The sequence below is a fragment of the Rhizobium hidalgonense genome, from assembly GCF_002914525.1.
Lineage (GTDB): Bacteria > Pseudomonadota > Alphaproteobacteria > Rhizobiales > Rhizobiaceae > Rhizobium > Rhizobium hidalgonense.
In genome coordinates this window covers 1-5,774 of sequence record NZ_LODW01000118.1, presented here as the reverse complement: position 1 = coordinate 5,774, position 5,774 = coordinate 1, and the positions used below count along the sequence as shown (strand labels likewise).

Sequence of the window (5,774 nt, the reverse complement as noted above, 5' to 3'; positions counted from 1 at the left end):
ACATCGACCGCATCGCGTATTATGCGACCGAGGCCTATTGCAACGCTGTGCTCGAGCGCGTGCGCCTCTTTCACCCAAGCACCCCAGCATCGGATCCGAGACTGTTGCAACGGGCTCGGGGAAGTCGACACGGGCGCTATATTCCTGTGGGACACCCCGATGTTCCATGTGATCGCCATCGTCACACAGATCTGGCCGCCCCTTGGACGCGTGATGGCACAATGCCATGAGGTTGTCACCCGCGCTCCACCGCCGAGATGAACTCGAAAACGTTGGACCCGGAATTGATTGTTGAGGAATGAACGTCATGAAACGCTATGTAGAAAAAGAGGTGACGGATCAACTCGCTTATAGGCGAAAGATGTTGCAAGATTGGAGAGGAGAGCGCCTCACTGGACACCAGATAAACTTGGCATCAATAGACCTCAACCTCCTGGTCGCGCTCGAGGCTCTGCTCGAATACCGGAACGTGACGCACGCGGGCCAGCACATCGGGCGGAGTCAACCGGCGATGAGCCGGGCACTGGGAAGGCTGCGCGGCATGTTCAATGATGACCTGCTGGTGCGGTCTTCAACGGGTTTGATCCCAACGCCGCAAGGCGAACACTTGGCTCAAAGGCTGCCGTCGGCACTGCGTACGATCCGAGAGATGGTGACAAGCCGCAGCGTAATCTCAAAAGAATGGGGGAGGGGGGCAACGCTGGCGATCCCCGATCATCAAGCTTTGGCTGTACTACCGCGCCTCCTGCCGTGGTTACGCGAGCGTGCCCCTCATCTCGACACACTCGCCTGTTTGCCGTTTGATCGTGCCATGCGGGGGCTTGAGCAAGGTGATATTGATTTGGCCGTTGGGCATATTGACGTGCAACTGCCTGGCTATTTTCGGCGCAGTCTCTATACAGACCGCTTCGCGTGTTTGTTGCGCCACGACCATCCCGCGCTGGCGCAGGAATGGACGATCGACAACTTCGCGACCTTGCGTCACGCTGCCATCAGTACGGACTCCCCCGACCATTTCGGCCCGATCTACGACCACTTGCCCAACCTGCGAGAGGATCGTAGTCCCATACTTTTTTCCAGCGTTCTCACGGCAGCGGTGGTGGCTTCGGGGACGGATTTGGTATTGCTCGTCCCGCGCCGCGTTGCGACCCAAGTTTCCGCGATGCTGCCGCTTAGGGTTGTTGATCCACCCCTCGAGCCGGCACCGTACAAGGTCATGCTCATCTGGCACGAGCGGTGCCATCACGACCCGCAGCATAAATGGCTGCGCAAGGAGGTCGCCGCAGCGTTGGAGACGGGAGCAGACTGACACAAGAAGCGGTGATCGGGATGCTCCCGAAGCATCAAAGAGAGCAAACGGGGATTTTGCGCGGGGAGATGACCAAGGGCTCAGCGCTGCTGCGCCCGAGAGTGCCAGGCATGTTGGACGAATATCGAGACTTGGATGCCTATGTGCTCGCGGGGTCTGCTTGTATCCGGGCTTCTGCTGAGCTGCGGCTCGGCCCTGCAGTGGCGCGGATATCTTCGCGCCGGCTCTCGGATCGACCATTTTGATGGTGATCGTCAAGTGATCAACATTTTTGTCAGCAGGCTCGCCGACACGGTCTGGCACTGCCGGACCGTTGGTTGAAAGACACAGCTTGATATCGGGGACCTCTGTGGCTCCGCGTGCAAATGTCGCCTTTGTCTTCTTCCGGTCATAACAGGCATCGCTTGGTCCGGCGATAAAGAGCACGGAAAGCTGAGGGACTTCATTGGCGACCGCAACGACCTTTCGCAGCGCCTGGTCAGGCGTAGGCCGGCTTTCGTTGGCGCAGTATTTACTATTGCAGTAGTTGCACTGGATATTGCAAGCTGGTGCGGCTACGACGTGCATGCGCGCGAAATAGTAGTGCGCTTTTTCTAAATAGCAGGAAAGGTCCGTGATTTTCTCCCAGACAGCCGGCTCGACGTGGTGCGGCTTTGCGGACGAACCGCACAATGACGCGGCGCAAGCAGTGGACTTCGCTGTGGCCAGCAGTTGGTTCATAGTTGTCGTGCTGGTCAGGTTCTTGAGCGAAATCATTGGTGGGGGCATTAAAGGCTCCGTTGCTGCTTAACGTCCCGGTTCAAGAAGCAAGGGCCATGCCAATGAAAATTGCGTTAGTTTTCAATTGGTTAGAGTTTTTTGTCCGGTTCCCTCCATTTGCGACCCGACATAGGGTTGTCAGGCATTCGACAATAGACCTACGCCGGTAAAATGGCGGCTCGCCTCGAGTGCTTGAGTTGAGGAGGGCAGGTCGGGCCGCTCGACCACACCAGGCTTAGAACTTTCTTTCACCCCGATTTGATGCCCGCGGATGGCATAACCAGCCTAACGTGGGGTGACGCCGAGAGGCGAGCCGCCTGGCCCCAGATTTCTCCCTCGCGTCGATCAGCCGCTCCCGCTCGGTCAGACGAGCCCGATTGGGAGCCAGGCAGGATCGTTCGGATACAGGCTTTGGAGGAGACTTCGCCGAGACAGGCACCGGCAGCCCCGGCGGCCGCAAACGGGGATCCAGTCGACATTGGGCTCTTTCTGGCGAACTCGTCGACCGCATTGTCGCCGAATGGACCGTTAGCTACGTTCCACACAAGCGCAGAGAGGCCCTGGCTGTTCTTGCAGACAAAATCCAACGCACCAATGGTCCTTGATTGCGCGGGAGTTGCTGTCCTACGCACGCTGTTTGAGTTCACAGACGTTCCCTGGGAAGTGGCATTGCGAGGCCAAGTCAAGCGCCGACGGCGCGAATGTCCGTTCGCAGATGCATAGAACGCCATTTTCAACTCAAGACCAGACTTGCGACGGGCCATGGACCACGAAAATGGGTCGAATTGCATGATCGCGAAACGATCCGCGACTGTCCTATCGGTATTGCCGCGGGATAGACGGGCGGACGAGGCGGGGCTGCGCAGCTCCTTCTGGCCTGATGCGCAGGACGTTCACGGAGCGTATACGGGCTCCGCCGAGGGATTCATTGAGTTCACGCTTGGTGTCTTCAAGACCGAACCGCGCAACATCCACCAGATCACCAACGTTCTGATTGAGTTTATCAGCCCGGCGAAGCAGCTGTCGAGAGCTACTTCACTGCGCTCCAACGAGGGCCGGACTGCGGCCGGATCATACGTTGCCAGGTTTCTCCTATGTGGTCGATATTGCGACCATTTTCAGAAAAGGGAAGGGGAGTGGAGAATTGCCGACCGCACAGTGGTCTATGATTGGCTCGAGGAGCAGACACAGCAGGCGGCGTCGCCAGAGATTGAGCGGTTCGGTTTCAGGCAGCCGATCGGAACATCGCATTCTAACGACCCGGTCTATACGCTCGGAAGCGGCAAAGAGCATGAAAGCCGAGGCGGAATAGCGGCGCGTTCAGCTGGTGCCGAACTCTTCTTTTCCGGGACGTGGTGCTAACTTGCTGTCATCTGGCTCCTTTAGCGTTAGATCGCATACGCCGGAGCAGGAGAAGCTAATCCATGAAGCAAGCAGACACCCGCCGTCATTACACGCGCTGCAGGCGGGATTGGCCGCGCTCTGGTCGATGCCTTTGCGACAAACGGCGACATTGTCGTTGCCGTGGATCTTCCTGGAAGCGGAACGGTGCGGTGCGGCGTTGCCGCGCGGCCCTGTGATCTTCAATGTGGCCTCGCTGGGCGGGTTGCTGGGCGATCCCAGACGCAACGGCTACGCTGCCTGGAAGGGGCCTGATCTTGATCACGAAAAGTTTGGCATGCGAGTTGGCGTCGCGTCGAGTGGGCCTGACGGCCATAAGAGCTCGGCTATGTGCGCACGCCGATGGTCGAGAACTGGAACGCGCCGACGAGACGGATCTCGCCGCTATTCGCAGACGCGTGCCGATGGGGCCCATGGGCGCGTCCCGATGATGTCGACCGGACCGTGCGGTTTCCGGTCAGCTCGCACGTCGATCATTCATCGACATCGTGTCGGACGGTCGCCTTGGGCTTGGCGACGGGTCCGGATACGAGCGATTCGAGTTCAAGCGCTTCGGTGTCGTTATTCATGAGGCGCCTGGGGAGTACCTGGGTGATCTTTTAGGGGCTCAACCAGAAGGTTTTCGAACCCGACGGCCATTATCAGAAGATACCCCCAACGGCGATATCGTTGCGGACCACCCAGAAGCCAGCCCCGCCAATCTGCATCGCGGCAGGATCGGAGTGCAGCATGAGGCGGGCCGTCGCAGAGAGTCGCAGCAATTATTGCAGTCTCTAATCTTCGCCTGCGTCCTCCCGTAATACAAGGGCGTATCAACTCAGCCGGCGGCGCAAAAAGTCCTCACGATGAGGCAAGCTTTTAGCCGCGGTTCAAATTGAGGTGTTCGAAGTACCAAGACGGGTCATCATCGGATGAATCTGTCTCGACACTGGCGTCACTCGAATGCTCCTCGACACCTGCTTCATCGTCGCTAAGATACTCCACGGTTTTAGAGAGATAACTCCAAGGTTTGTCGGCGCGCTGCCATCCACCCTTGCTATTCTTTGTCCACTTGTCGGGATGTTGCGTAGGGTCGAGCACCCAGCGATTTTCACCCACATCAACGAAACCCATCTGCTCTAGACGGGTTCCCATCTCCGGCGTAGCGGGACGTGACATGATCAACGGCTGTTCGCCGTCGAGTTGAAGTTGATGTTCGAGCAGAATATCGCCTGCGTTCTCGACAAGCGGATGAGTAACGCGAAGGTCTACAATCGACGTGATTCTTCTTCGACCGGGAAATAGTTCCCGCCACGGCTCGTTTTCGATGCTAAATCCATCCTCTGTTCTTAAAAGCCCAACGCTTCGTTCTCCCAGATCATAGCTGAAATATCGCGCGCTGGGCGTATCATTGTCGGTGCCGCCGTAGAGTCGAGCGATGGTAGCCGTACGCAGGGCTTTAGAGGACACGAAGGGCGAGTACTCTTGTGGATTGACGGAAATGTGCTTGATTTCATCACCGTAAAATTCCCTTACTTTTCTGGCAAATGTCGATCTGTCGAGCACCTTAATTGGAGGTTCGGAAGAGAGCGAGTATGGTCGCGTTGGCGACGAAGGCGACAGAGCATGGGGATCTGGCGTTGATCGGGACGGCATGCCCGTAAGCATTTGTGCCCCGGTCATATTCTCGATCCACCCCGCCATGGCCCGGGTGCGATCATCTTCCTCGGAAATGTTGTAGCGCAGCGATCGTTCTGAGTTATCCATGGCGGTCTCTCCTGAGAGTGAAAGGTGTGATGAAGCGCATTCTTTTCAGTCGCTTCACATGGGAACGGTGCGCTCAATGTCCGGCCTATAAAGCGGATACGTGACTGCTAGACTCGATGAAGCGGGCGGTGCGCGTTGCATGCGCCGCTCCTGATCCCTTTACCTCAGCCCAAGCCTCGAGGATCCGCGAAAGCGTGGCTCCCTTCGCCAGACCATCGTCGAATCGGCTGACAGTCCGTCGGAGGTGTCTGCGCCGCGGCAGGGCTAAGATTAGCTTGAATGTTAGAGGCGTCTCGGAAAATTTACCGCCCCGCGGGCCTGTTCTGTTTTCACCGTTGTTGGTCTCCAATTGCAGATTACGCATATGCTAGTGCAACCGGACTGGTCGCCATCATGCAAAATCGATATTCTAAAATGCTTTGGAAAAGCGGAGCCACGTAGACCCCTTAGGTGGTGAAGTGGACCTGCCACTGCGAATTTCCTCCAGAAATGATTAGAGTCCGGCCCATCAAAGGACGGACGAATGAAGAAGCAGAGATTTACCGAAGAGCAGATAATT

3 protein-coding genes and 1 pseudogene are annotated in these 5,774 nt (G+C 57.3%); 2 read left to right on the top strand and 2 right to left on the bottom strand.

Going from position 1 to position 5,774, the window contains the following annotated elements; translation table 11 throughout:
• Positions 1-298: 298 nt before the first annotated feature.
• On the top strand, positions 299-1,309 hold the full coding sequence (locus ATY29_RS33270) for a LysR family transcriptional regulator (RefSeq protein ID WP_008536072.1): 1,011 nt from the start codon (positions 299-301) through the stop codon (positions 1,307-1,309).
• A 210-nt stretch (positions 1,310-1,519) separates the two neighbouring features.
• Here ATY29_RS33270 and ATY29_RS33265 read toward each other — a convergent pair.
• Positions 1,520-2,077 (bottom strand): annotated as a pseudogene (locus ATY29_RS33265) (radical SAM protein); the annotation flags it as partial.
• 780 nt (positions 2,078-2,857) lie between these two features.
• Between ATY29_RS33265 and ATY29_RS33255 the strand changes: the two are divergent.
• Positions 2,858-3,430 carry a nuclear transport factor 2 family protein gene (locus tag ATY29_RS33255; RefSeq protein ID WP_164517823.1) on the top strand — a complete coding sequence of 191 codons (573 nt, stop codon included), beginning with the start codon at positions 2,858-2,860 and terminating at the stop codon, positions 3,428-3,430.
• An 897-nt stretch (positions 3,431-4,327) separates the two neighbouring features.
• Here the strand turns inward: ATY29_RS33255 and ATY29_RS33245 are convergent.
• On the bottom strand, positions 4,328-5,215 hold the full coding sequence (locus ATY29_RS33245; RefSeq protein WP_085861385.1) for a host specificity protein: 888 nt from the start codon (positions 5,213-5,215) through the stop codon (positions 4,328-4,330).
• Positions 5,216-5,774 lie beyond the last annotated feature (559 nt).

What these genes read in the sequence shown, in the direction of transcription:
- ATY29_RS33270 (WP_008536072.1), top strand. Translation starts at nt 299, where the DNA reads ATGAACGTCATGAAACGCTATGTAGAAAAAGAGGTGACGGATCAACTC.
- ATY29_RS33255 (WP_164517823.1), top strand. Translation starts at nt 2,858, where the DNA reads ATGATCGCGAAACGATCCGCGACTGTCCTATCGGTATTGCCGCGGGAT.
- ATY29_RS33245 (WP_085861385.1), bottom strand. Translation starts at nt 5,215, where the DNA reads ATGGATAACTCAGAACGATCGCTGCGCTACAACATTTCCGAGGAAGAT.